Origin of the sequence: Paraburkholderia pallida (assembly GCF_004524855.1) — a bacterium.
Lineage (GTDB): Bacteria > Pseudomonadota > Gammaproteobacteria > Burkholderiales > Burkholderiaceae > Paraburkholderia > Paraburkholderia oxyphila.
In genome coordinates, this window is the sequence record NZ_CP038152.1 from 253,037 (window position 1) to 275,472 (window position 22,436).

Consider the following 22,436-nt stretch of genomic DNA (forward strand, 5'->3'; position numbering starts at 1 on the left):
CTGCCGTACGGGCAGCAAACCGCTTTGCAGACCTCCAGATTCACCATACGCGCGAGGTCACATTCGGTCAATTCAATTCTGGTAACAGTCTCCGCGCCGCGCTACGTTGCTCGTTCCAGGGTATAGTGAGTCGTCCCTTGTGGAGTGACCAGCATGTCGACACACCCGCTTCTTCTTTACAAGGGATATGAACTTCATCCCCTCGTCTTCGCCCACACATTCAGTCGCTTTGACGGACATTCCCGTTACGCCGAAGGGTAGGAAATTGCGGTACAGTTATGCCGCCCGGGCGCGACAGCAACTTTCACCGCAAGCCGTGTTTTGAGGCTGAACCAACCGCATGCATTCTCCGACTTCGGTATGGCGAGGCGTGCCGCCCAGCATCAGGGAAAGGACCTCATCGACGGAAAGGTGAGCGAAGCTTCGGTCATCGACACGTGATAGGGCTGCTGGCGTGTGGCTTCAGAGCCGATTTGCTCAAGCGGCAAGTTGCTCCCTCCTTGATGGCCGATTTGACCGGCGTTGTTTCAGAAAAATGGCCACCGGCGGAGAGTATCCTTCGGCGCATTTCTTCGTTCGGTCAAAAGCAGCAGTCGGCCACGGCGGCGCGAGAAGCTGAACGCACGCATTCTTCCGCGCTGGTATCGCCTCCATGCAAGATGATCGCAATGAGATTCCGTACTACCTCGGTTTACGTAATGAATGTCCGCCCTACGTTCTGAACGCCGACCGCCATGTCCTGCGCCGCGAGGCCAGCCTTCTCCTGCGAGCGTTCGCGAGAGCTCGCGGCGCGCCGACTTCAATTGCGGGTGACGCGTGGAACGCTTTTTCCGGCTCGGAATTCATTTCGCTCCTTGAGCGCGCCGAGGTGCGGGCCTACGCACTGGTTCGCGGGGCCGAAAGTGAACATCAACTCCGGTTGTTGACCGCTCTCTAACTGCGCCAGCGTGCACACTCCTTGCCGACGGGGAACTCATCCACCAAAGCGTTCATTTGTCGGTCGCCTCGCACGGCGTATCCAGCCATCAATTCAATGGAGTGCTCCATGTATCGGATGATCGAGAATCGCGGATTCGAGATCCACGTCGAACTAGGTCACTCCGCAGGAGACCTCAAAGATGTAACGTTTCAGATCAAGGGCGGCCACAAACCTTACGTCGTGGGAGAACGCGAAGGTCGAATTCCGCTCCACAATGCCCCTGTACACGCCAAGGGACGTACCTTTCGCTGGAGCGGCAGGTCAGGCCGCAGTCGACGTGCTCCCTGGAACGATCGTCACTGACTGCGATAGCTGGCTGCGTCATCGCCATCGATCGACAGACGGATTTTCCGGATTGAAAAGTGTTACGAGAAATGCCAAGTGTTACCAGGAATGCCTTGACCGTATCTCGTGCGGTGTCTATTTTGAATTTGGTAGACAGGGATTTCAGATTTCCGCCGATCTATCACGCGCCCTGCCTTCAGTATTCGCTGGGCCCTTTACTGCCCCTAATTCGAATAGCGAATATCAATATCCTTCAATAAATTACTATGAACTACTTTTCTCTCGTGGCGTCTCGCAGCAATGGGCATTCTTGTTTGTCGACGCGATTACGAAACGGCGATTCCTCGTGAGTACCCGTCGAGAGGAATTGCTTTGCCTGCTGCGCGGCGCCTATATGTGCGAGCAAGGCACGGCAGAGTTGCTCATGGCGTTCCTCGAGCGTCACCCCGATCGCGGGCAATTGTCTGCCGCGATTGAAGCTCTACTGGCGAAAACGCTTGAGCATCAACGCCTGCTCGCCGAGTGCCTTGCACGGATAGAGGAAAGGACACATATTCAGCAACCGCAGGAAGGCGACTTTTTAACCTCACAATATCCGGGGGATCCTTCAACGGAAGATGCGCATCGCGGATTAGCTCACGTGCGCACATGCATACGTCAGGAAATTGAACTTTATCCTTCCGTGATCGCTTCAGCTGAAACCGGCGGTTTCTTCGAAACAAGGTTTGTTTGTGAGGGCATTCAGGCAGAGAAGTCGTCAATGGCCACGTCGCTGGAGGCACTGACATCTTCATGCGATCAGCCAAGGCCAGACTGACGACGATGCGCAGCTAGGGACCTTCCGCCCCCCTCCGATGTGTCATTGCTGGAACAGCCATGGAGGTAACGGCACGGATCAAAGCGATTGTAAACTTCCCCACCTGTTGGATGCATTTCGCTCCTCACACAGCTGTCAATGAGAGTGTGTAAAACTTGGGATGACGATTTCGTTAGGCATCCATAGTTTTCGGCATGGTTGCAGGGTCTGATTTGTTCGGTGGTCGGTGCCGACGTGGCGGTGCTGCTCCGATGCATTTACCGTGATGCGAGGCCGCCATCTCGAGCGCCAGGATGCGGTGGGGCGAGAATTCTCCGTTCAAAACCGCGACCCTGACCTGCGCCATGCAGTGCGCCCCTTCGTCACTCCAGCGCATCTGTCGCTTCTTGGCCATGCGATGGCTGATGACCTGGTTCACCGCGGACTCGGCGATGCTGCTGCTGATCGGCAGGCCATTGCGATGCCGGGCGCCATAGTTGACCAACGTGTGCGCGTTGTTCCTCAGATAGCAAGAGACGGTGTTCAGGTTCCACCACAACGTGCTGAATTCGTATCCTTCCCTCGTCAGCAGGCGACCGTTCAGTGCCTTGATCCGCTCCACCGCCTTGCTGCCCTTGCCATGCCAGACTAGCCACTTGGCGTGGATGATTTCGGTCTCCACCGACTGCCGTTCCATCGGGTCGATCATCTTGCTGCCGAACACGGAACGCTGCGCCGCCTGGAACTTCATCGCGATGTGGAACCAGTCGAGGATCTGGTTGCGAGCCAGCTGACTGCCCTGTACGGCCTTCTCGAATTCGCCAGCGTCGTCGCTGATCACGGTCACGCGTTCATCGGTCCCCACGCCGTTTCGGCTGAGAAACTGATCGAGTCGCGCTGCAGCCGAGATGACTTCCTTGTGCACATAGGCGTACAACTTTGGGGGACCATCTTTGAACATCGCTCGCCCGGCGACGATGTTCACGTTACGCAGCCCAAGGCCTCCCCCGGAGCCGCAATGCCACAACCATGCCGAGTCTACGCTCACGGAAATGACATGGCTGGATTTGCGAACCTGTCCGTCTGCACCGGCCTGGGGCAACTTGGCGATGTCACGCTTGATGTCGGCGTCGAGTTGTTTTCCGAGAGCGTGAATCCGATTCCGGGTGCCGCTGAACGAAATGCACTTGTCCAGCGGCAGCACTTCCTTGAGCATGGCCGTCGCCTGCCGGTACGGCAGATGGGCTGCCCACTCCGCCTGGAGGTATTCCAGCTCCGGCGTGGTATGGTTGGTCAGAACCTTGGACAAGGGATGCACCACACGCCGCGGCGCCCGCGAGCCTGCTGGCAAGCACACGACCATAGCCGCGGGCTCTTCGCCGTCACCTTGCCGTACACGGTGCGCAGCACCGTCGAGCGGCTGTCCTTGTGGCTCAACGCCGCGCCACAGCGCCGGCAATGGGTCTGACCCGAGAACCACCACTCCACCTGTTTCGAAATCAGCCCGGCCTACACCTTGGCCAGCAGCGATCGTCCCTCCGCGAGGGTCAAGCCCAGGTGCGCAAGACTGCAGTCACGGCGCTCAACCACCGCGAGGACTCCGTCACCGTCATGAACCGTGTCGCTGTCCTCGTCTGCCATCCTTGCTTCGATGATTAGCCGCATCGTTTGCTCCCATCGTTGCGATTTCGATCAGCGTATCCTGCACGAAGCCGGCCCCGCGTCTGGATGCGCGAGCGCGCCCCTCCCTGGAGGCCTCCCCGGGTTTTGCACACTCTCATCGCCCGCAACCCCTTGCCCCTTAGGGCCCAACATTGCTACATCCTACTGAAACCAGAAAAGTCTCAGCTTTAGTAGCAAATTCGTACCAACTTTAGTCCGTTTGACAACAGGCAGCAGTCAGACTGCGCCACTGTTCCTCACTGAGGGTCTGGTCGCCCAGTGAGAAGGCCAGCAGACGAGGCATCGCGGCCTTCATGCGCGGGTCGCGGTAAATCTCCAGGCGGAGGGCAAACAGTTCATCGGACAGTGCGTCAGGATCCAGAAGCGGCGCTTTCAGGGCAGCGGAAACAGTTTCCCAGCTCGGTTCGGCTGCGGCGGAAGAGCGGCGGGTCTGGGCGACCACGCCGTGGTCCAACCGGCCGCTCAGGAACGCGTCGCGGTGCGACCGGTGTCTCCAATGTTCGCACCAGGGACCGCATGCCCGGGACTCGTCCTTGGATTTGGTGGGTTCAGCAGTTCGCAGATGCACGATGGCGCTCAACGCCAGGCGAAAATCATCAGGCGTGCCGCGAAATCCTGAGCGCTCTTGCAGAGAGGCACGACGTCTTCGCACCACCCGGTTAGCTAGCCAGGAACCCCGACACATACCGCCACACGCAAGCCGTGGCATTCAAATCAATACGACCCGGATTAATCGTTTGTGTTATGAGTAACAATTCACTCATATAGTATGTGCGTCAGGCGGACGACACCTCCGGCCGGCGGGGTGCGCTCTTTGACCTCACCCGGTCCGTCCGGGTTATCCCGATACAGCGTAACGCGCGCACGCGCCCGAGAGGTGCGGCTCAACACCGCGATTTGAATGCCTACTTAAACACGCTTGAGCCCTCCACGCCCGCGCCGCCAAGCGCGCGGGCTTTTTTAGCGTGAGACGATCAGGCGCCGTCGGCCCCGCGCGTTGATAGGCGAACACGACGAAACCCTCGACGGCGTGCAGTATGGGGCGTAATATCCGGGCGCGATGCGATATCTTTCTCGCCGGCGGGCGAGTGGATGAAAAGAGGCCCGCAAGCGGGCCCCTCGGGATAAAACGTCAGCTCTCTACTGACTGTGCTAACCTGACTGTGTTGTTTGAAAAACCAACAGCGTTTTAAGAAATCTAAAACCCGACACAGTTGCGCATAGTTCGGCTCAATGAGTCAACGCAATGGCGACGCACACCGAGCCGGCGCAGTAGTACGCAACGGCAAGGAGCAAGTACAGGTTTGCTGTACCCATGTGCCCTCCCTAAAAGTGGGTTGCATGGCTCGAAGGGGCCGTCCAGGTTCCTGGAAAGATTCAGGACGGTTCCCTTCCCCTTCACAAAACGGCGCGAAATTCTCGCGCCGTTTCCTTTTTGGGCGCACAAGCATAACGCCCAAATCAATGCTAACAGGGTTTGGACCACTTCCCTAAATTGGGGGTGATACCAGCGCACTGTTATGTGCGTTTCTCAATCACTTGCCCGAATTGCTCTTTGGGGCAACACGTGCATATTGGCTGCGATTATAAGCCAGCACAGCACGAGCCCCGAGCACGCTTAGAACACCGCGCTCGCGCTCTCGCGCTTGAGCAGCCACCCGCCCACCACGCCGCCGAGCACGAGCCCGATCGCCTGGGTGGTGTTGTAGCCGCGCCCATGCGGTTGCCCGGCGCGAGCTTGGACACCAGCGAGGGCTGCGAGGCCTCCAGGATATTGAACCCGAGGAAGTACACGAACAGCACGGACGCCACAATTGCAATGGTATGCGCAAGCGAGCCAAGCAGAAGCTGGCCGATCAGGATAAGCCCAATGGCCGAGACGACCACGGCCTTCATCTTGCCCCGCTTTTCCGCGGCGATGATGGCGGGTACCATCAGGACAAACGAAAGGCCCAGCACCGGCAGATAGACCTTCCAGTGCGACGCCACGAGCAGGCGCGGCACGACGAGAAAGAGCGCGGTCTGTGTGGCTTGCAGCACGAGCACGCCGACGTTCAGGCGCAGCAGCTCCACGTTGTGCAGGACTTCGGCGAACGGCGCGCGCACGTGCGCGGGCTTGGGCGCATCGGGCACGATCCACAGCACAACGCCGACCGCCAGGATCGAGAACACGCCGACGAGCGCGAACAGGCCGCTCATGCCCAGCCAATGGAACACGATGGGCGCGCCCACGATTGCGACCGCGAAGGACATGCCAATCGAGCTGCCCACCATCGCCATGGCCTTGGTGCGGTGCTGCCCATGCCCTGGATCACCCGGCCGACGATGATCCACATCATGTCGTGCGCCCCCGCCGCGACGAAGCTGCCGGTCGCGAGACGTAGGCGCCGAGCGCGATCCCGACGAGCAGCACGTTGTCGCCGCCGAGGATGGTTTTCGCGTAGCCCGAAAACACCGGAATGATCTTGAAGAGGCCCGGCATGCGCAGCGCGAAGATCACGCAGTGCCATTCGGTCATTTCCTTGAACTCGCCGAACGCCTTGTTCTTGTAGCCGATCGGCAGGCCCGCGCCCACGAGCCTGCGCAGAACGATGAGAAACAGTGCCGTCTGAGTGGCGTGTAGCACGACCTCCTTTTGAACTCAGCTTCAGGCTCGCCAAGATTGTCGACGAGGATCACCTTGTTCAGCGGAGACCATGAGCTTCGCCCGGTGACGCGGTCCGGGCGCGGCACGCCGAAGTTCAGGCGCAGCAGCTCGACGTCGTGCAGCGCTGTGGCAAACGGCGCGCGACGAGCGGCAACCCGATGTCGGGGTCGAGCCGCTCCCTGTTGCTGCAATGCCGTCACGGCTTTGTGTGAGCGCGTCCGGTCCAATTTTCAGGTTTGCAAACGTCGCTAAGTCTTATCATCCGTATTATCGGCTTTACAGGCAGAGAATCGTCACAATAGACCGACGATGGGAGAAATTATTGACGACGCGTGCCGTAGTTCGGAGCTTTTCAGGATTTAATCTTCACGCGCCGGAAATTAATGTTTGCAAACCTAAATAAACGTGCGCCAAATTGGTATTATGTTAAATTAAGTGAACCCGGTCCATTCCCTATTAACCGAGCAATCGTTTGCCTCATGGACGGGTCGGGTTCTCATTCAGGCCGCAGAGGCCCACCCCGCAAGGGATTCCCGATTCGGGGGTGCGAGGCTACCCCCAGCTCTACCCACAGCGAACGGCGGAACATAGTGGACCGAGAGACCAGGGGAAATGCCGCGCGCCCCGCTCGCGCGTCCTTGCTGACTCCGTCCCGTTGTCACATTTTCGCAACGTACGACTGATACGCGTACGTTTCTGGCCGTCCTGCGTTTCTCGTTCGCCAATCAGACACCCCAGACCTCGCAGACCAATTGGCGTCCACTCCCCGCTTGACTGCTATCAATACTTTCAAGGCGCTCTCCTGACCTCTGGAATCGACCTGTCCACACATACCGTACCGGACGGCATCCGTCAGCGCATGCCGCAATCGATATCGATCGTCATGGCATTCAGATACGCATTTTCAACGATATGCCGCACGAGGCCCGCGAATTCCGGGGGCCTGCCCATACGGCGTGGGAACAGCATCTTCTCGAGCAGGCCGTCCGAGACCTTCTGCGGCATGCCGGCAGACATGCCCGACTCGAACAGCCCCGGCGCGACCGACACCACGCGAATACCGTGTTCGGCCAGGTCGCGCGATATCGGCAGCGTCATGCCAATCACGCCCGCCTTGCTCGCGCTGTACGCCGCCTGCCCCATCTGCCCCTGCCGCGCCGGAGGACGTGTTGATGATCACGCCGCGCTCGCCGGTCTCGTCGGGCTCGTTGGCCGTCATCGCGAGCGCATAGGAATACGAATTAACAATTTCTCATTTTATTTTTAAAATCAAATTAGTCATGCCAATTCTCTTGGTTGAGCAATCAGAACTCGAAAAAATATCGCTGTACCCTATGATGCCCACCACAGTACCGAAGCACCTTTGAGGCCGCTGGACGCGCAACGCAACCGTCGCAGCCGCGGCCTGATTCAGCGAATATGGCTACCAAAAAGCCCCAGCAGCCTGATGACGGTCAAGTAGAGAGTTCAAAAGGCGTGGAACCACAAAAATCAGGATTCCCGCAATCAACGAGACCAGCAGACCAGTGCTTGTGAAAAATTGCATGACATCCTCCGTCCCAAATGTCCGAAACGAGCCCTACGCAGGTGCTGAGCAGCGCCCCCCGGAAAATCCCCTGCAAACTTATTGCGATTGCACTTGCTTTGCTACACTAAAGAGCGCATAGTCATAACGTTCGGTGTGTCCTTAGCCACTGGCTCTGCATCGACGTCGCGCGAATCCTTCGGCTAACGCGGCTTCCCAAAAAGCATGTTATAACGATCCCGACTGCAGAATGGGAGCGACCAATTTCGTGCGCCGTCCGTTTGGCTTTAGCCCTGCATTAATCGGTTTGCCGGGCACTTAAGACGCTTTCCCACAAATTTCCCGGATCGGGACGATTTCAATCAGTAATCAGACCGGGCGACACTCCGTGATCTGCAGGAGGACGAACTTGGGTTGCGCCGTGGGGACGGACCGAAATTCGGTGTGCGTAACGAGTGCCGCCGCCAAGCTCGCAATTGAGGCTCCCTTTTTAATTTTTTATGGAATCAGCATGCGCCAACGAACCAAAGCGTATTCAGCTTCACCCATCAGGCAGTGCGACTTCGCCAGCACCCAGAAGGCGCGCGCCGCTGTCCTGGAGAAGGCGGAAAACGAACGCGCCCAGAAGCGCCGCGATAATGACGCTCGCCTCGATGTCAACGCCAGCAAGTGGCGATATGTCTGTACCAGCAATTAGACGAGGAAAAGCAACGCGTTGCTGGCAGTCTTCGACCACAACCGTAACCGAATTCTGGGGCTGGCAAGAGGGTCATATAAAGGCGGCCCGCAAAACAGTTACACAATCGCGTGTGTTAAGTATGCCTGTTGGCATTATTCCCACGCGCTTTCCTGAGAAGCTCCATTACCGTGGAGTAAAGCTCCACTCGCCTGAGAGTTTCTGCGCCGGCTTCGTGTATCGACTTTGGAGTGAGGCGTGTCCGGAGGTACTGGATCAATCCACTCGCGTTGTCTCACCGCAAAATAAGTAGCGACAAGGTTCCCCGACAGGCCCAGAATAGTGACATGGCAGCTGCTTCCGCGACTGAAAGATGGGAGAAATATCATGGCAAAGAGTCAACTGCGTGGTAACCGTGAGGCAAAGAAGCCCAAGCAACCCAAAAAATTGCTGTCTCCTACTGTAGAGGGGGCATGGCCGACACCGTCGAAAACCACTGTAACCAGCAAGCCAGCAAAGAAGAAATAGCAGGCTTCCCGTGCGTACTCCTGGCAGAGTCATGAGGGGCGTCACATTTCATCGCTCCACCCAGCCAGATTAGCGGCACAAATACAAACGTATCGCTCACCCCGATAACCGGCATGAGTGGCATGTACGGGTTGTGAAACAACTTGTCCGATGCCTGATAATAAATGAGCGTACCGAGCAGCGAAACAACCGTAAGCTCGGCAAGACGCCCCCTCCAGTTGCACGTTGAACGCCCGCACGGCACCGGTCATGACCGTGCCTGATGTGATGCGAGTGCGTTCGCTATCACTCCAAAGGCGTGCCCCTCTCCACCGGTCGCGATACCAAGGGACACCGTAACGGCTCGAGGCTTGTCTTCCACCCGAGGAAGAATCAGTACGGTAGCGTGCAGACATCCGAAGCCGGACTGAGAACAATCCACTCGATCCGTTAAGCTCACCGTCTCGAGGACTGCCATGCTGCATCATCAATTCGAAAAGGAGCTGACGCATCTCGAACTGATCTCCCCGTTATTTTCCCGGGACGGCCTTTTCGCAATGTCCTATTGGAGAAACCGGATAGCAGCGTTATTGGCCGACCAATACGTCATTCCTTCGGGAGCGCGGCGCATAGCCCGGCTGCTCGATCTGCTCGACGAGGTCGAGCAGCGGCCCCGCATCGAAGACCTTCGATTCCGCCACAACACGCCGGCATCGTCGTCGCGAACGTAAAATACCTCTGCGGGTGGTCGCTCACCGGATCGGTCGACTATGGCGTCAGCGGATGGTCGCGACGGTTCGAGACTCAGGTGTAGCCGCTGCCCTCGGTCGATCTCCGGATGCCGACGATCGCGCAAGTTGCCGGACTGGCCCGGCGCGCTCTTCGGCCACAACCATCTGCGAGGGAGGATCTGCCTATTTGTTGCGTGGAACGCCCAGGAATGCATCACGTGATTGGACTGGGGCAGAAAATGCCGTCGAGCCGCCCATTGCCTGATCAAGAATAGCAATCGCGCGGTTTATAGACGACACTTCGGCCCCATATTTCCTGGCTTCGCGCATATAGAAGTTCATTGCGTCAAGGCCCTCAATCTGACGATATTCATTCTCGAGCTGTCCGGGCCAACGTGCTCTGAGCATCGCCTCTTGGGGCAATGGGTCGCGGTCTTCCATGGAAAGCACACAGCCTGTCCCGATGTGAACAATCTCGCAGGCGAGACGGTCGGCATGAAATTGCGGGAGCGTCGCGAGAAACTCAAGGAGTGGGTACATATGTCCTCCGGCGTTTTGGTCGAGATCCCCACCCTGTTCCGGCAGGGGTTAAGTATGTGCGGCTGCCTGAACCGAACCAGGACCGGCTAAATACCGTCTTGCATACCCGTCGCGCGCCACAAGGCAGCACCTATCGACTTCAGCAGCGCAATGTCGGTCTCGCTCAGGCCATTCCACACGCCAGCGAGCCATTTTGCGAAGGCCGCGCAGACATGATGCAGATCGATCATCGCGCGACCTTCGCTGTTCAGTTGCTCAGAGTGTTGGTGCCGAAGCCTGCTTCGACACCAAGGGCGAAAATTCCGCTCCCTGGATCAAACGTCCGTCGCCCGGATCCACCGGCTCGACCGGCGCCGGCTACAACAGAACTCCACCTGCTCATGCTGCAGTCTTGAGTGCAGTCAGCGAAGCGCCGACTTGTTCATTTCCAGCAATCGCGAACGCGAGCGCCGGATTCAGGCTATCGACCATCGATGTCGGCAAGAGAGTTGTCGCACCACGTTCCTTGGTGGTCTCGTAGATGATATTCATGGCGCGAAGTTGCAGCGCGCCCGGCCGATTGCCGTACACCTTCGCGGCCTCGACAAAGCTCATGGCAATTGCAGCCTCCGCTTCCCCAAGGATCTCAGGATGCGCTCCATCCTCATGAAAATCGGTACGGTGACGTACGGCGCGTTGGGTGGCCGCACGCCGGACGGCACTGTCGCAGGCCAGTACGGCAGCGTACCGACTCCGCGCCCGCACGCGAGCATCGTATCCCTATGGGCCAAGCGGCCCGCGCTCCGGCTCCCGCCGCCCCCTTCCGCAACGCGTATTGCCGAAGCCGCCTCTTCAACCACGACACAACGGTGCACTCATGGTCATCAGCAAAAAAGTGACTTACCTCGTCAGCATCTTCATCGTGACGCCCACTGAGCAGCACGCGAGAATCCGGGACATCGTGATGAAGATATCGGGCGGTGACTATGAATTCGTCCATCTGCATCGGATGGGGGTCTTTCTGATTCTCAACACGAGCCGCGACGCCAAACAACTGGCGAGCGCTTTTGCTGAAGCGATCGCATCGGATGACCGGATACTGGTCTGCGAACTCGGCGACGATTACCACACGGTCGGCCTGAGCAAGGCCTCGTACTGGCTGCAAAACCATCTGGTCACGGCGACGCAAGCACCGACCACGAAGAAGGGCAATCCGTTCATCGAGTTGTGAGTTCCGAACGGCAATTCGCGCGGAACCCGGTCTTCTGCTAATCCAGCGTCGCGTCACGCCGGACGAAGCCCGCCCAATCCTTCTCGTTCAGAGGCGTGGGAGCGCGCGGTCATCACCCTCATGCGCCAGTTCATGGACGCAGGCGAGTGCGACATAGGCCGACCTGCCCATATGATGCCGTCGGGCCGACTGGTCGATCTCCTGCAGCAAGCGCTTGCCCAGGCTCAGCCGAACGAACACGGAGCTCGACTGGACGTCCGCGAGGTCGATATCGACGAAGATCCACAAGCCATCGCCATCGTCCATCTCGAGCGCCTGCAGCTTTGACGTATCGCTGGTCGGCGCAGGGATAATGCGCGCACTTCGGTGATACATCCGTTGCACGAGACGCTGTGCGACTAGCGCCAGATCGTCGATCGTATCCCGTTCCATTTCGAGCCATGGAAAATCCGCGAATGTGCCGCGATAGCCTTTGCCGTCGCGCCGTTGAACATAGAGGGGGTAGTGCACAAGCGTCTCCTCACTGACACGAGAGAGGTCCCTCGCGCGAACCCCGATCATGCGGCCCATGCGGTTGCACGTCTGTACGGTGCGGGACTTTCCCGCGCTCTGCGCCGCGATTCTTGTTGCAGTACTTCGATCACTCGATTCAACCCATCGGACAACGAATTTGTACGGTGTCGTACCGCATCTCGTGCAGATTCGGCATAACGTTGCAGGCATTATCGATTGATCAGGAGAAGGTCATGCGTGGACGAACCGTAATCTGGAACACGTCGGCTTTCGCCCTCGCCCTGGCCGTGCCCGGCTGCACCACCCCCAGCCCTTCAGATGCTAGTGGCGAGCAGATGGACAAACGTCAAACAATCGACGCAGGTTTCGACTCGACCCTTTCGCGTCTTTATATCGACGCAGAGGGCTCTCGCGAACTCATTTCCAAAGCGAAAGGCGTACTGATATTCCCGTCCGTGATTGAAGCGGGCTTCGTCGTCGGCGGGCAGTATGGTGAAGGATCGCTGCGCGTGGGCGGTCACACGGTTGGCAACTACAGCACGGCGACGGGTTCAGTCGGCTGGCAGATCGGCGCCCAGTCCCGCGCAATCGTCTTCCTGATCGTGACCGATGAATCTCTCAGGCAGTTCCGTAGCACGGACGGCTGGTCAGTGGGCGCAGACGCATCTGTCGCCATCCTGAAGATCGGCGCGAACGGCAACGTCGACACGAGCACCGCGAGTGGTCTGGTCGATGCGTTCGTGCTGACGAACACCGGCCTGATGGCCGGCGCATCGCTCGAAGGCACCAGGATCACACGGCTCAATTCACTCTGATTGACGTGGCGGCCGGCGCTCCGAATGCCATCGATGCGCCGGTTTCGACATCATGGAGGCGTCATGTTGCGAAGCATAAAGGATTTGCACGGATGCGACATCTGTGCTTCGGACGGCGAAATTGGCGGCATCTATCAGGTCTATTTCGACGACGAGACATGGGGTATTCGTTACCTTGTGGTCGAGACCGGAAACTGGCTCCATGACAGACAGGTGCTCGTTTCGCCTTACTCGCTCAAGCACGTGGACTGGTCATCCAACACGGTCTATGTGAATCTGACGCGGCAACAGGTGCGTGACAGTCCGACGCTCGACACGCACAAGCCGGTATCGCGCCAGCACGAAATCGAGTACCTGCGCTACTACAGCTATCCGACGTATTGGGATGGACCGAATCTGTGGGGAATGGGGGCCTGGCCGGCGTTCGATCCCGTGGCGCAGAGGCCCGCGGCACCCGCCCCACCACACCTCATCCCGCACGTCAACCGGGCGTTGCCGGACGTCCATTTACGCAGCACAGACGAGGTCAAGGGCTATCACATCGAAACGACAGACGGGACTATCGGCCACGTGTCGGGGTTCATCTTTGACGATCGGGCGTGGGTCATGCGCTACCTGAAGGTTGATACCCGCAACTGGTGGCCCGGCGGGAGGCCAGTCCTGATCGCTACGCGCTGGATCGAGCTTGTCGACTGGTTCGCCGCAACCGTATCGACATCGCTCACGCGCGATACGATCCAGCGTAGCCCGGCCTACGACGACGCGACACCCGTTCATCGAAGCTACGAGGTGGCGCTACACGAGTTTTACAACCGCGAAGGATATTGGTCGGAAGCTGGGGCACTCCCGCTGCCTCGCCGCCTCGAAGGTGAGCCGGACGCCGATCCGCGGGACATCCAGGCGGGATCCCGCCAGCCACGCTACGAATGAGCGCGCTGCATGCCCGCTAGTGTCTGCTAGCGGGCCGAGCGGGTTGCAATTCCCCATTTGCTGACCAGGCTACCCTCCCCGCTCGAAGGCGGACTGTCGCCGCGGATTCTTCGCTCGCCTGGTTGATCTCCATCGCGCGCATGTCTTCGTGCTTCAAGCGATATTCCAATATTTTTCATGAAAAAGCCGACGCTTCGCCGGCTTCCCCGTTTCCGTCTTTCAGGACGGACTGCCGGCCCTGATTGAGTTCCGGCTCTGATCAAAATTTCATGGCATCCGTGATGGTCCGAGGCTCCGCGCAACTCTTCGCGCTTCGGCCCTCGCCCGCCGCGCCGTTCTCGACCGCCGGTCTCGCTTGAGCTGCTGTTCTGCGGCACATTGCGTATCTCCGGGGTCGCCGGCCGCATTGCTCACTTCGCCGCTGCCCCGGCAGTGCATACGACGTATGCGTCGGCCATGCATCAACGATTCCGTAAGTCGGGACGCGCGTCTGTACGCAATTGGACAATGACTCCATCTCGATGCGGAAAAAACCTCCTTGTGGATCTGGTCCATCTCGAACTGATCGTCTCGCCGCTGCCGTGAGGCAATGCTATTGCGCTCTGCTACTGGCGGCAGTCGAGCAGCGTTCCTCGCCCATCACAGCGCCTTCAGATCGGGTAGCAAACGGTCGAATTCACGCTTCACCACGCTGTAGCACTCGCAGACGCGCTTTTCCAGCCCGGGCCGATCCAGTACCTCTATGTGGCCGTAGCTATAGCGGATCAACCCGGCTTCCTGAAGCTTCATCGCTGCTTCGGTGACACCCGGTCTGCGTACGCCCAGCATGTTGGCAATCAGCTCCTGGGTCATTTTCAGTTCGTTGGATGGAAGGCGGTCGAGGCTCAACAGCAGCCAGCGGCACAACTGTTGATCGATCGAATGATGACGGTTGCACACGGCGGTCTGTGCCATTTGCGTGATCAGTGCCTGGGTATATCGCAGGAGCAGCCGTTGCATCGGACCACCACGATTAAACTCCTCCTTGAGCACGCGGGTGTCGAGACGGTACGCCTTGCCCGCGCTCTGGACGACTGCGCGGCTTGGCGTCGTTTCGCCTCCCATGAAAATGGCGATGCCGACAATCCCTTCGTTGCCCACGATGGCAATTTCCCCCGATGCGCCGTTTTCCATTACGTACAGCAGGGAGATGATCGATGTCGTCGGGAAATAGACGTGGCTGAGGTGGTCACCCGATTCGTAGACAACCTGCCCCAGCGGCATGTCCACCTGCACCAGCTGCTGGGAGAGACGCTCCCACTCGGCCCCAGGAAGGACCGAGAGCAAGTGATTTCCGGTCAACCGCTGTTCGTCCGTCATGTCCTGCTCCATGTATGCGTACCGGAACCCGCGACCCTGAAGGGCGCATCGCATGATCGTTCCCGAATTCAGAAAATACTGTCAAGCGGCCGAAGCCAGGGCGCCCATCGGCGTACCGCCATGATATGCGCGGCCCACCTCGCTGCTTCTCAAACTATAGGACGCACATTCCGTGCTGCACGGCGCGCAACTGTCCCGCCCCGAGCAGAATGCCGACACCGCTGTGCCTGGGATTGCACCATTGCCCTCACGATGGCGTGGCCGATTCACAGACCGCCCGTGGTTTCGGGTATTGCCGGACGGCACCAGGCCGACAGACAGGAAATGTTCGCTGGCGCGTTGCCACCGGTCTCACCGCGATCCAGGGGCGATGCTGACGCGCGACGGTAGCGGCGCAACAAGATAACCGCACCGTCCGATGCCGTACCGACTGCCACGCAAATCTACCTTATTCTAAGCCTGTCAGACCGGTTCATTCCGGTCAATGCGGTCGGTACACACTTCAGGAATTTACCCTCACCGAGGCTACCCGACGGACTATGAGGCTACGGCTTCCACCCGAGCGAGTCCTGTGCATGAATGCATCGCATCGCCGCCAAAGCGAAGCCATCATGCCCCGGATCAGGCATCCACTGGCTGTGTTCCTCTCGGTAATAGCCGTGATAAATGGGCCAACCTGGGCTCAAGGGACGCCGCAATCCATCGCCACGAAGCGGGTCGAAGTGGTGCACGTGACCACTGGGCATCGAGCCTCGAAGATGAAAGGGTGGCGTCGGTGTACCACAACGGCAGGGACAGGATCGGAACGATCGATGATCTGATCGTCGGTCTCACCAGCCCGACGCCGTATCTCATCCATTCGGTTGGCGGCGGATCTGGTCTGACAGCTCATCGGGTTGCCGTTCCCTTCAGCAGTATTCAGATCGTCGACAAGGAGTTGCGATTGCCGGATGCGACCCATGAGTCCATGAAGGCACTCCCCGAACTCAAGTATGCATCAGACTGACATGGCAACCGGCCAGGATAGCCGGACGAGATTATTTACCAGCATTGCGCGACTGATCTGCGCCTGTCCCAAACGACAGCGGATCTCATATAGGGGGTTTTATGGCCAGGCAACATCACAGGGACAACGTCCGTAGCGCGAACAACCACAGAGCCGAAGCGACGCTGGTAACACTGACAATACAGATCTGCGGACTCCTCCACGAAGGGGCGCTCGATAGCCGCTGCGCCGCCAAGCTTGTCAGGCGGCTCAGAAAGGAAGCCGAAATCGTCTCGGAGGCCGGCAGGATAACGAAGTCCGGTCAGAAAGATCTGTTACATGCGTTCAACGCAGTCGATGTGGTTCTACACAGCCACGATGCGGGGCTGTTGGTCGCGGCTAACGCGGCGCTGCGCTCTACCGCCGGAGCACCCGGCACCCTGGCATCAACCTGACGACCGCGTCCGCAATCGGCTGTGTCGCTTACGACCGCCGGGGCGAGGTCGCATACTGAACGGAGTCATCATGACCTGTTTTTCGATTGGTCTATTCGACGTCTACGTCGACGTATTCGTCATCAATCGCGGAGTCGGACATCCGCCAGGCGAACCCGAGTTCTTCGGATTCTGGGGCGAAATAGTCCCGGCTGGCGGCATGCGGACATTTTCGGCCGCGCATCACTTCCGCTCGGTCGAAAAGCAGGGATACACGGACCGAAAGGAAGCGATCAAGCAAGGTCGCGAGCATGCTGAAGGGTTACTCCGCTCTTGCGAGCGCTATTTGCCTGGCTAAACCCAATCGCATTGTCTGGAGGTGACTATGCAACGGACGATTCAATACCGCGGCTGCGAAATCCACGTTGAGCTCGTTTCCACGTCAGTGGGCATGTTCGACGCTACATTTCGCGTCGAGTGCCCAGCATCGTCAACACAGCTTTCCTCGATGGGACCGCACGTACCGATCAGCAACGGGCCGTTCTCCCGCCGTTGGGCCTATCTCATCTCGGAGATCGTTGGCCGGTCTGCGGTTGACGTGATGCTTGGCCGACGTGATTCCCGACCGGGCCACACGATCTGAGCCGAAGTCCAGGGTCGCCGCCGCATGCAGTTCGGTGACCGGCGAGCAGGCCCAGTCGCCGCCGCTGCCCTTGAATGGGCTGCACCACTTCTTCGGATCTTCGTTTTCGTCGTGACGGTCGGGATTATTTGTCTGATAGCGGACAGCGATGTTTTCACAAACCGCAGACGAAAAAAATGCTGACGCGACCTCGACATCTCCAGGTCCAGAACTCCAGATCCCTCTGATTGAAGTAGGGTTTCGTGCAACGATTCCTGTCACGATTTCAAACAGGCTGACCTGCACCACCTTCAAGGCGATGGAATCATCCTATGGTAGCTCCGCTTTGGTATCTGCTGTCCGGGGGACTGCTCCTCAGCATGGTGCTCGCGAAGGCATGCTGGCACGGCTCCTGTTGAGCAGCGCGACGATCTATTTGTGCGTCGGCTACGTGGTAGGTCTCGGAGTCCTCAAGTCGGTCGCCTCCGACCCCGTGCTGGCCTCGGGCATACAGACCGAGCGCGGCACAGACCCTGATCGATTGCGCTTCAATCTTGCAGGTGAAGGCGCGTTGAATGACGCTACATCCTGGCCGTTCGTGATACTCGACTTGGCACTGTTGTCGCAGCACGATGGCATCTCCTTTAGCTTCTGGAACTGGGTTGTATTTGACCTGATGTGGGCAAGTTTTTTTTGAGGGGGGGGTGTTGATAGGTGCGACGCCTGGTGCTCTGATCGGGCATCTGATCGTGTATCTGTGAACACGGCATTCACAGGCCGTTGGCCTGGATGAATTCCTGGCGGTCGGCGTAATCACCATTACTTTCGGGGCAGCGCAGCTGTGCGACGCTTCGGGTTTCCTTGCCGTTTTCGCCGCCGGGCTTGCGCTTCCGAGGGGGGAGGACCGACCTCAGCCTGTACCAATTTTCCCGCTGTGGCCAGCGTGCGCTCGCGACTCGTCATTGAGCGTCGGTATGTCCCGATGAGGGACGCCGTGCGACATAAGGTCGGCGGCCCCGCGTCTTTGGAAGAACCGCGAATGCAACCGGTTTCGCGCCACCACTCGGCTAATTGTCCGTCAGCGTCATCAGAACGTCGGCATACCACGCGTTGTTGAGACCCAAACTCTCATCGACGTCTCTGTCGCGTGGTCCAATGTCGACGGTCGACGAATGAATGCCCAGCAGCATCCACGGCAGCGACGACGCCACTCCGTCCACACGCAGCGAAGCGGCACTCGTCACCACAGGCGCACCGCTCGTGCCGCGGTGCGTTCGCGCGTCGGTGATGAAACAGCCCTTGCCTTCAAACCGCAGTCCAAACGCGGACGCAATGACGCCCTGCCTGACGATGGGCAAATGATGCAGCGAATCATGAAAGCCCAGCGGAAAGCCAACGATCAGCACGGAAGCACCAACTGGCATCGTGTGGCCGGGCGCAGGCAGATGTTCGGGGCCAAAAGCGTCTAAGACGGCGCCGGGCGGCAATCGGTCTTTCCAGACTTCCAGCGCCGCGACGTCGACATCGCCGCCGTCGTCCGATGCTTGACGCCAAAGACTGCTCCCTCCCGAGTACAGAGGCAGGGAAAACCATGCCGAAGCGCCGAGGTTGTCGCGATCGACGTGGAGCTCCACCTCGATACGATCCGGAAAATGCTGGCTGGGCGGGTCAATCAGAACGTGACGGCTCGTGACGAGAAAGAGACGATCGTTGCGGGTGAAAAAAAAGCCGCTCGCATTTGTCATGTGATGCAGTTGCGAAAACGTGCGCACGCGGGCTGCGCTCAGCAGGAGTGCTTCGGCAGCGGGTTTGTGGACGATGCCGGCGGTGTTTGCTGGAGGTGATGACGGTGCGGTATCGCGCGGGGCCTCGTCAGACGTGGTTAGTGTGAGCAGTTCCTGCAACGCATCGTACTGCGGCCCCCTTTGCCAAGATTTTCCCGCTGCAAGAAATGCTTCAACTGCCACGTCCGTGACACTTCCACCCGACGCGGCGTTTGGCACGTGCCGTATGACAGCCGCCGCATTCACGCTGTCGCAAAACAGCCATCTGTCACCGTTCGGACTGCGATAGAGTTGAATCGTGGCCATTTTCACACCCTCCCTTCTTGTGATTTCGACATGCGCTGCAAAAACTGCATCGAATCGCGAACCGCCTCAGCGCGTGCCGTTCGGTCGCACTGTCGCTACGCGAAAAGTGCGGCCGCAGAGAATGCAGCGCCTCAGTCGCAGCAGCCCCGGCAAGCAGGGCACGCTCAGAGCGGCGTGATATCGGTCGCCTGCAAACCCTTCTCGCCGCGTTTCGTGTTGTATCTGACCTTCTGGTTTTCTGCCAGCGTCCTGAAGCCTTCCCCGCGCACCTCGGAGAAGAGTGCGAAGAGGTCATCACCCCCAGCGTCGGGTGTGATGAAGCCAAATCCCTTGTTGTCGTTAAACCACTTGACTGTACCGGTTTCGATGGAAATTCCCTGATGAGTAGACAAACCCGTCCACGAACAAACGGAGACGTGAGATCAAGGAAGAGAGAGGACAACGAATACCGCCGGGGGCGATTATTGATGAGCAGCAGTCAGATTCCTGAATTCACGGTCCAAGCTACGCACCACGCTCGATACGGTCAAGTCATTTCTGGTAACAGCGGCGAACCCAATATCGCGGCGCACGGGCATGGATACGCCGTCGTGCTTCTTCGTCCAGCGTTGTAACTATGCTGCTAACGGCAGCTCTTCATAAAGGTGGAACAGAGCCGGCCACGATTACCCGCCCCTGGATGCCCTACCGGCAAGGACACCCGCGCGCGGCTACGAGCGACTTGTCGCGGAAAGCCCCTGCGCGGTCTGGCACGATTGGTTATTTAGGAAACTTTACGGTATTGCAGACGATCGACCAGCGGATCTGGCAAACCGATCGCCGGAGCCCCGTCAACTACGCCGTTTGGGCGGCAAATTGACTATGTAGCTAGTTGCAACCATGCAAAGGGTTGCCGCAGCGACGACAAAAGAGAGGATCATGAAAATTGTTGCTACCCATTCAATGGCGGCAACAAGGATGGCATCCATTTTGAGAGACCTTTGCTTGCTTCACGTGCATGCTGCACTTGTGCGGATTCGAGTCTATCTTCGCTCCACACGCCGTGCAGGCAGAGCCGGCGCCGCCGCTTTGTCGAGGCCGTGAAACCCTGCGTTTCTTGTCTCGCGCTTCGTCGGCGGCGCCCCTACTCCACGCGTTATCCCATGAACGCCGGTCATGCTGTCGATGCCAATGCACGTCTGTACGAAACAGGACTTACCTGCGCGCTGTGGTTTCAGCTCGTGACGTGGCACATCGGATAACGAATTTGTACGGTGTCGTACCGCGTCCACTTTGGATCTGGCGTACCGTCGACGATATCTTCGGCGTCAAGGAGGCATCATGTTGCGATGCATTGAGGATCCGCACGGACGTACCTTTCGTACCTCGGACTGCGACGTCGAGAGCGTCAATCAGTTTTATTTTGACGACGAGGCCTGTGGCATTCGCTATCTCGTGGTCGAAACAGGAGACTTGCTGCATAGCAGGCTGGTGCTCGTCTCCATATTCCCTCAAGCACATAGACCGCTCATCGAAGGCGGCCCATGTGAATTTGGCGCGGTAACAGGTACGTGACAGTCCGACACTCGACACACACAAGCCCGTATCGCGTCAGCACGGAATCGAGTGGCTGCGTTACTATTGCAGTTGAGGCACTTGCGTGCGGGCGAACGCCACCTCAACGCGATTTGCGGCGCGTGAACAGACGCACCATGCCGCCACCGTCGATACCGCTTCCTTGACGCCAGACTTCTTTGCCTCGCTCCGTCAATTCGCCGCAACTGTGTTGCATGTCCGCTTCGGTTCCTTCTATCGCCATGCTGCCCCCAGGCTGCTCGTGCGCCCGCTGCCGGCGTCCCGCCCGAGCAGCCACCGCATCATCATGCGACTTTCCCGCATAGTATTGAGTCATCTTTTCGAACTCCTCATGTCTGAAGCCCACGAGTTATCGGTCGTCGCCCGCGCGTATATGCTGACGCTTCGCCTGCCGACGGCCGCTACGGCATCGGTCAGTGCGCGCTGTCATCGCGTGCCATAGTTCTATCGTTGTTGTCCGTGAAAAGGCCGACGTACCCCTGGCCTTCTCGCCTTCGACATTGCGACGGATCGCCTGCCCGGCCTGGGATCAGACGCCGCTCACGAATCCATCACGTTCGTCATAGCCCCAAACTTTCCCGGGTCTTTCCTTTTTCTCCGATCTCGCGTATCGCTGTGTTGTTGACCGGCCACCTTACGCGAAGCTCCATCTTCCGGCGCATTGCGCATGCCATCGTCCGTTGCGTTGTTGACGTCGAATTCCAGCCTTCTGCTTTCTGCGAGCACGTCGGCGTTCACACGGTTAGTCCTCATCTCATGCTCCTTTTGCCAACGACTTCCACGAGAGGACAGGCCGGACACCAAGGTCGGTTTCCCGCATTCATCGCACGTTCGACCCACCTATCATTCAACCAGTCGGGCCACACGTCTGTACGCTATCGGACCGTAGCCGTGTCCGAACCGCTACATCTGGTGCGCCGATTCTGAAGCTTACCGCGAGCGAGGCGTACGGGCGTCAGGCGCACTGCAGCGCCCTGTCCGCCCCGGATTTTCATATACGTACGTAAGCGTGTCCTTCAATGCATTCTCGCCTTCTCATCCCATGCTTCTTCCTCCCGCCAAAGCAGCATGCCCACGTGGACAAGAGCGTCCCAGTCATCTGCATTCATCGTTGCGTGCTCGCGCGCGAGGAACTCTGCCAGCCACTGCAGGCAATGGGCAAGAACCGGCTGGTCGGACGGCACCTCGGTACCTGAGCGAAACTGTTCGAGGATCGCTTCCACGCTGAGATAGGGCCTATTCATAGCGATCTCCGTCCGAGGGATGCCACCTGCTGTGCAACTCATCACGACCGTGCCTTTTCTCTGATAGCGTGAAGCGACTAGTGTTTGCGATGCATCCACCTCATATGATGTGAGTCCATCCACTGAATCACTCCCTCCCCTGGATATTCGACTCCGTACCGGCGAGCCAACGCGAACACGAGAACTGAGAGGACGACCAAACCCACTACAATACCAATCATTGACTGTGACATGGAACTCTCCTGCCGGGTCGCACGACCGCCACCCGTAGTTGAATTGTAGGCGTCGCA

General features: G+C 58.7%; 25 protein-coding genes and 5 pseudogenes. 15 read left to right on the forward strand and 15 right to left on the reverse strand.

What is annotated here, in order from left to right; all coding sequences use genetic code 11:
* The first annotated feature begins 652 nt into the window (after window positions 1–652).
* Both E1956_RS43730 and E1956_RS43740 read left to right on the forward strand, forming a co-directional pair.
* Complete coding sequence (locus E1956_RS43730) at window positions 653–937, forward strand: hypothetical protein (RefSeq protein ID WP_134760120.1); 285 nt, start codon at window positions 653–655, stop codon at window positions 935–937.
* Between the two features lie 673 nt (window positions 938–1,610).
* The gene (locus E1956_RS43740) at window positions 1,611–2,081 is read left to right on the forward strand and encodes a DUF892 family protein (RefSeq protein WP_167760339.1); all 471 of its coding nucleotides are present in this window, start codon (window positions 1,611–1,613) and stop codon (window positions 2,079–2,081) included.
* A 172-nt stretch (window positions 2,082–2,253) separates the two neighbouring features.
* Here E1956_RS43740 and E1956_RS43745 read toward each other — a convergent pair whose 3' ends face one another.
* Window positions 2,254–3,369: an ISKra4 family transposase gene (locus tag E1956_RS43745; protein WP_167760340.1), complete on the reverse strand. Its 1,116-nt coding sequence runs from the start codon at window positions 3,367–3,369 to the stop codon at window positions 2,254–2,256.
* Window positions 3,370–3,372: 3 nt separating this feature from the next.
* Here E1956_RS43745 and E1956_RS46565 point away from each other — a divergent pair, with 3 nt between their 5' ends.
* The gene (locus E1956_RS46565) at window positions 3,373–3,528 is read left to right on the forward strand and encodes a hypothetical protein (RefSeq protein WP_167760341.1); all 156 of its coding nucleotides are present in this window, start codon (window positions 3,373–3,375) and stop codon (window positions 3,526–3,528) included.
* A gap of 405 nt (window positions 3,529–3,933) precedes the next feature.
* On the opposite strand, the gene E1956_RS43750 is transcribed toward E1956_RS46565, so the two are convergent.
* Complete coding sequence (locus tag E1956_RS43750; protein ID WP_197733035.1) at window positions 3,934–4,185, reverse strand: hypothetical protein; 252 nt, start codon at window positions 4,183–4,185, stop codon at window positions 3,934–3,936.
* On the opposite strand from E1956_RS43750, the pseudogene E1956_RS47235 reads away from it, so the two are divergent.
* Window positions 4,165–4,362 (forward strand): annotated as a pseudogene (locus tag E1956_RS47235) (MocR-like pyridoxine biosynthesis transcription factor PdxR); the annotation flags it as partial. The gene E1956_RS43750 and the pseudogene E1956_RS47235 sit on opposite strands and share 21 nt — an antisense overlap.
* Before the next feature lie 912 nt (window positions 4,363–5,274).
* Here E1956_RS47235 and E1956_RS43755 read toward each other — a convergent pair.
* The 3 pseudogenes from E1956_RS43755 to E1956_RS43765 all read right to left on the reverse strand — a co-directional run bounded on the left by E1956_RS43755 (window position 5,275) and on the right by E1956_RS43765 (window position 7,936).
* Window positions 5,275–6,261: pseudogene (locus tag E1956_RS43755) on the reverse strand (MFS transporter).
* Window positions 6,262–7,242: 981 nt separating this feature from the next.
* Window positions 7,243–7,618 (reverse strand): annotated as a pseudogene (locus tag E1956_RS43760) (SDR family NAD(P)-dependent oxidoreductase); the annotation flags it as partial.
* A 182-nt stretch (window positions 7,619–7,800) separates the two neighbouring features.
* Window positions 7,801–7,936: pseudogene (locus E1956_RS43765) on the reverse strand (DUF3096 domain-containing protein).
* 490 nt (window positions 7,937–8,426) lie between these two features.
* On the opposite strand from E1956_RS43765, the gene E1956_RS43770 reads away from it, so the two are divergent.
* The 3 genes from E1956_RS43770 (at window position 8,427) to E1956_RS43775 (ending at window position 9,829) form a co-directional block, all read left to right on the forward strand.
* Complete coding sequence (locus E1956_RS43770; RefSeq protein ID WP_134760124.1) at window positions 8,427–8,612, forward strand: hypothetical protein; 186 nt, start codon at window positions 8,427–8,429, stop codon at window positions 8,610–8,612.
* Between the two features lie 366 nt (window positions 8,613–8,978).
* On the forward strand, window positions 8,979–9,119 hold the full coding sequence (locus tag E1956_RS47240; protein WP_232072601.1) for a hypothetical protein: 141 nt from the start codon (window positions 8,979–8,981) through the stop codon (window positions 9,117–9,119).
* A 455-nt stretch (window positions 9,120–9,574) separates the two neighbouring features.
* A complete protein-coding gene (locus tag E1956_RS43775) occupies window positions 9,575–9,829 on the forward strand; it encodes a hypothetical protein (RefSeq protein ID WP_134760126.1) in 255 nt (84 codons plus the stop codon).
* Between the two features lie 183 nt (window positions 9,830–10,012).
* Here E1956_RS43775 and E1956_RS43780 read toward each other — a convergent pair whose 3' ends face one another.
* From E1956_RS43780 to E1956_RS43790, 3 genes are all read right to left on the reverse strand, one after another.
* A complete protein-coding gene (locus tag E1956_RS43780; RefSeq protein WP_134760128.1) occupies window positions 10,013–10,369 on the reverse strand; it encodes a hypothetical protein in 357 nt (118 codons plus the stop codon).
* Window positions 10,370–10,455: 86 nt separating this feature from the next.
* Entirely contained in the window at window positions 10,456–10,599 is a 144-nt protein-coding gene (locus E1956_RS43785; protein WP_167760342.1) for a hypothetical protein, read from the reverse strand.
* A gap of 148 nt (window positions 10,600–10,747) precedes the next feature.
* Window positions 10,748–10,963: an SPFH domain-containing protein gene (locus tag E1956_RS43790; protein WP_418789386.1), complete on the reverse strand. Its 216-nt coding sequence runs from the start codon at window positions 10,961–10,963 to the stop codon at window positions 10,748–10,750.
* Between the two features lie 262 nt (window positions 10,964–11,225).
* Between E1956_RS43790 and E1956_RS43795 the strand changes: the two genes are divergently transcribed.
* The gene (locus tag E1956_RS43795) at window positions 11,226–11,579 is read left to right on the forward strand and encodes a hypothetical protein (protein WP_232072603.1); all 354 of its coding nucleotides are present in this window, start codon (window positions 11,226–11,228) and stop codon (window positions 11,577–11,579) included.
* A gap of 87 nt (window positions 11,580–11,666) precedes the next feature.
* Here the strand turns inward: E1956_RS43795 and E1956_RS43800 are convergent, their stop codons facing one another.
* The gene (locus tag E1956_RS43800; protein WP_167760343.1) at window positions 11,667–12,149 is read right to left on the reverse strand and encodes a type II toxin-antitoxin system HicB family antitoxin; all 483 of its coding nucleotides are present in this window, start codon (window positions 12,147–12,149) and stop codon (window positions 11,667–11,669) included.
* Between the two features lie 176 nt (window positions 12,150–12,325).
* Here E1956_RS43800 and E1956_RS43805 point away from each other — a divergent pair, with 176 nt between their 5' ends.
* Both E1956_RS43805 and E1956_RS43810 read left to right on the forward strand, forming a co-directional pair.
* Window positions 12,326–12,907 (forward strand): BPSL1445 family SYLF domain-containing lipoprotein, encoded by a 582-nt coding sequence (locus E1956_RS43805; RefSeq protein WP_134760132.1) that lies wholly within the window; start codon window positions 12,326–12,328, stop codon window positions 12,905–12,907.
* A 63-nt stretch (window positions 12,908–12,970) separates the two neighbouring features.
* Entirely contained in the window at window positions 12,971–13,837 is an 867-nt protein-coding gene (locus E1956_RS43810; RefSeq protein WP_134760134.1) for a PRC-barrel domain-containing protein, read from the forward strand.
* A 639-nt stretch (window positions 13,838–14,476) separates the two neighbouring features.
* Here E1956_RS43810 and E1956_RS43815 read toward each other — a convergent pair.
* Complete coding sequence (locus E1956_RS43815; RefSeq protein WP_134760136.1) at window positions 14,477–15,196, reverse strand: Crp/Fnr family transcriptional regulator; 720 nt, start codon at window positions 15,194–15,196, stop codon at window positions 14,477–14,479.
* A 775-nt stretch (window positions 15,197–15,971) separates the two neighbouring features.
* On the opposite strand from E1956_RS43815, the gene E1956_RS47245 reads away from it, so the two are divergent.
* From E1956_RS47245 to E1956_RS43840, 4 genes are all read left to right on the forward strand, one after another.
* The gene (locus E1956_RS47245; protein WP_232072605.1) at window positions 15,972–16,202 is read left to right on the forward strand and encodes a hypothetical protein; all 231 of its coding nucleotides are present in this window, start codon (window positions 15,972–15,974) and stop codon (window positions 16,200–16,202) included.
* Between the two features lie 101 nt (window positions 16,203–16,303).
* Entirely contained in the window at window positions 16,304–16,636 is a 333-nt protein-coding gene (locus E1956_RS43825; RefSeq protein ID WP_134760138.1) for a hypothetical protein, read from the forward strand.
* A 70-nt stretch (window positions 16,637–16,706) separates the two neighbouring features.
* Window positions 16,707–16,973: a hypothetical protein gene (locus tag E1956_RS43830; RefSeq protein WP_134760139.1), complete on the forward strand. Its 267-nt coding sequence runs from the start codon at window positions 16,707–16,709 to the stop codon at window positions 16,971–16,973.
* A 433-nt stretch (window positions 16,974–17,406) separates the two neighbouring features.
* Window positions 17,407–17,934, forward strand: coding sequence for a hypothetical protein (locus E1956_RS43840; protein ID WP_134760143.1), 528 nt, complete (start codon window positions 17,407–17,409; stop codon window positions 17,932–17,934).
* 370 nt (window positions 17,935–18,304) lie between these two features.
* On the opposite strand, the gene E1956_RS43845 is transcribed toward E1956_RS43840, so the two are convergent.
* Window positions 18,305–19,327, reverse strand: coding sequence for a S1 family peptidase (locus tag E1956_RS43845; protein WP_134760145.1), 1,023 nt, complete (start codon window positions 19,325–19,327; stop codon window positions 18,305–18,307).
* Between the two features lie 164 nt (window positions 19,328–19,491).
* The gene (locus E1956_RS43850) at window positions 19,492–19,695 is read right to left on the reverse strand and encodes a cold-shock protein (protein ID WP_134760868.1); all 204 of its coding nucleotides are present in this window, start codon (window positions 19,693–19,695) and stop codon (window positions 19,492–19,494) included.
* A 952-nt stretch (window positions 19,696–20,647) separates the two neighbouring features.
* Between E1956_RS43850 and E1956_RS43855 the strand changes: the two are divergent.
* A pseudogene (locus tag E1956_RS43855) lies at window positions 20,648–20,948 on the forward strand (PRC-barrel domain containing protein); the annotation flags it as partial.
* 36 nt (window positions 20,949–20,984) lie between these two features.
* Here the strand turns inward: E1956_RS43855 and E1956_RS43860 are convergent.
* The 3 genes from E1956_RS43860 to E1956_RS43870 all read right to left on the reverse strand — a co-directional run bounded on the left by E1956_RS43860 (window position 20,985) and on the right by E1956_RS43870 (window position 22,146).
* On the reverse strand, window positions 20,985–21,218 hold the full coding sequence (locus tag E1956_RS43860) for a hypothetical protein (RefSeq protein WP_134760149.1): 234 nt from the start codon (window positions 21,216–21,218) through the stop codon (window positions 20,985–20,987).
* A gap of 224 nt (window positions 21,219–21,442) precedes the next feature.
* Complete coding sequence (locus E1956_RS43865; protein ID WP_134760151.1) at window positions 21,443–21,640, reverse strand: hypothetical protein; 198 nt, start codon at window positions 21,638–21,640, stop codon at window positions 21,443–21,445.
* Between the two features lie 278 nt (window positions 21,641–21,918).
* The gene (locus E1956_RS43870) at window positions 21,919–22,146 is read right to left on the reverse strand and encodes a hypothetical protein (protein WP_134760153.1); all 228 of its coding nucleotides are present in this window, start codon (window positions 22,144–22,146) and stop codon (window positions 21,919–21,921) included.
* Between the last annotated feature and the right edge of the window lie 290 nt (window positions 22,147–22,436).

Bases quoted from the DNA above. Each gene is read 5' to 3' on its own strand.
- E1956_RS43730 (WP_134760120.1), top strand. From the start codon at position 653: ATGCAAGATGATCGCAATGAGATTCCGTACTACCTCGGTTTACGTAAT.
- E1956_RS46565 (WP_167760341.1), top strand. From the start codon at position 3,373: ATGCACCACACGCCGCGGCGCCCGCGAGCCTGCTGGCAAGCACACGAC.
- E1956_RS43770 (WP_134760124.1), top strand. From the start codon at position 8,427: ATGCGCCAACGAACCAAAGCGTATTCAGCTTCACCCATCAGGCAGTGC.
- E1956_RS47240 (WP_232072601.1), top strand. From the start codon at position 8,979: ATGGCAAAGAGTCAACTGCGTGGTAACCGTGAGGCAAAGAAGCCCAAG.
- E1956_RS43775 (WP_134760126.1), top strand. From the start codon at position 9,575: ATGCTGCATCATCAATTCGAAAAGGAGCTGACGCATCTCGAACTGATC.
- E1956_RS43780 (WP_134760128.1), bottom strand. From the start codon at position 10,369: ATGTACCCACTCCTTGAGTTTCTCGCGACGCTCCCGCAATTTCATGCC.
- E1956_RS43785 (WP_167760342.1), bottom strand. From the start codon at position 10,599: ATGATCGATCTGCATCATGTCTGCGCGGCCTTCGCAAAATGGCTCGCT.
- E1956_RS43790 (WP_418789386.1), bottom strand. From the start codon at position 10,963: ATGAGCTTTGTCGAGGCCGCGAAGGTGTACGGCAATCGGCCGGGCGCG.
- E1956_RS43795 (WP_232072603.1), top strand. From the start codon at position 11,226: ATGGTCATCAGCAAAAAAGTGACTTACCTCGTCAGCATCTTCATCGTG.
- E1956_RS43800 (WP_167760343.1), bottom strand. From the start codon at position 12,149: ATGGGCCGCATGATCGGGGTTCGCGCGAGGGACCTCTCTCGTGTCAGT.
- E1956_RS43805 (WP_134760132.1), top strand. From the start codon at position 12,326: ATGCGTGGACGAACCGTAATCTGGAACACGTCGGCTTTCGCCCTCGCC.
- E1956_RS43810 (WP_134760134.1), top strand. From the start codon at position 12,971: ATGTTGCGAAGCATAAAGGATTTGCACGGATGCGACATCTGTGCTTCG.
- E1956_RS43815 (WP_134760136.1), bottom strand. From the start codon at position 15,196: ATGACGGACGAACAGCGGTTGACCGGAAATCACTTGCTCTCGGTCCTT.
- E1956_RS43825 (WP_134760138.1), top strand. From the start codon at position 16,304: ATGGCCAGGCAACATCACAGGGACAACGTCCGTAGCGCGAACAACCAC.
- E1956_RS43830 (WP_134760139.1), top strand. From the start codon at position 16,707: ATGACCTGTTTTTCGATTGGTCTATTCGACGTCTACGTCGACGTATTC.
- E1956_RS43840 (WP_134760143.1), top strand. From the start codon at position 17,407: ATGTTTTCACAAACCGCAGACGAAAAAAATGCTGACGCGACCTCGACA.
- E1956_RS43845 (WP_134760145.1), bottom strand. From the start codon at position 19,327: ATGGCCACGATTCAACTCTATCGCAGTCCGAACGGTGACAGATGGCTG.
- E1956_RS43860 (WP_134760149.1), bottom strand. From the start codon at position 21,218: ATGACTCAATACTATGCGGGAAAGTCGCATGATGATGCGGTGGCTGCT.
- E1956_RS43870 (WP_134760153.1), bottom strand. From the start codon at position 22,146: ATGAATAGGCCCTATCTCAGCGTGGAAGCGATCCTCGAACAGTTTCGC.